The 1031-nt window shown below is 53.0% G+C and carries 1 protein-coding gene; it reads right to left on the reverse strand.

Annotation, left to right across the window (positions count from 1 at the left end; genetic code table 11):
• Nucleotides 1-738, reverse strand: a 738-nt coding sequence (locus tag AB1A65_RS09120; protein ID WP_366588089.1) for a hypothetical protein, incomplete at its 3' end; no start/stop codon positions are given.
• Nucleotides 739-1031 lie beyond the last annotated feature (293 nt).

Consider the following 1031-nt stretch of genomic DNA (forward strand, 5'->3'; position numbering starts at 1 on the left):
AGGGGTCGGCGTCGATATGTTCGTGGCTTTGTCAAGGCTGAAGGCCGTGATAGCCTGTTTGTCCGAATAGGCCAGATATGGGGTCAGGTCGACATTGCTGCCGGCCGCCAGGGTCAAAATGGTACAAGCGACCGAGCTGAGGGCCTGGTCATCGGTGTTGTCAAGGTAGCCGCTCAGGTCAACGTTGTTCCCGTCCTCTATCGAAAGGCTGTTGCCAGAGAGGGTCAGTGTCTGGTCGTCCGAACCACTGTTGTCCAGTGCCGATAGGTCGACAGAGTTACCATCCGCTATTGAGAGTGTATTTCCTGAAAGGGTCAACGTCTGGTCATCTGTATCAACCGTATGGGTCAAATCAGTGATTTGGCTTTCCGTAATCCTGAGGTTTGCCTCATTAATGTCAATATCAACCTCATCGTTGCCTGCATCATTGGATATCACAACTATGTTCGATCCAGCATTTATATTCTTGAACTCAAGGTTTGCTCCGGTCTTCCTTGCAAACAAACCAACTCCTCCAGCTCCAACATTAGATGCGGTATTTGTCTGCCCAGACGTTGCCGCAAAGGCATCCACGTCCGCCTTTAGCTCATCAATAGCAGCTTGGGTGTTCGTGGAACTCAAACCAGATGTAGTATTGTCATAGTTTACCTCCAACGCAGTTTGATCGTCAGTTCCGCTGTTGTCCAGTGCGGATAGGTCAACCGTCTGCGTGCCACCGTCCTCAAGGGTCAGCGTCAATATGTTCGTGGCGTTGTCAAGGCTGAAGGCCGTGATCGCCTGGTCGTCGGTGTTGTCCAGGTATGGGGTCAAATCGACAGTGCCGCCGTCCTCAAGGGTCAATATGTTGCCAGCGGCCAAGCTGAGGGCCTGGTCGTCGGTATTGTCAAGGTAGCTGCTCAAATCAACATTGTTACCGTCCTCTATCGAAAGGCTGTCGCCCGATAGGGTCAGTGTCTGGTCCTCGGTTCCAGCCGCTGCAAGCACAGTGCTGAAGTCAACCGTCTGCGAGCCGCCGTCCCAAAGGGTCAGCG

It is taken from the genome of Allomuricauda sp. ANG21, from assembly GCF_040705235.1.
Lineage (GTDB): Bacteria > Bacteroidota > Bacteroidia > Flavobacteriales > Flavobacteriaceae > Flagellimonas > Flagellimonas marina.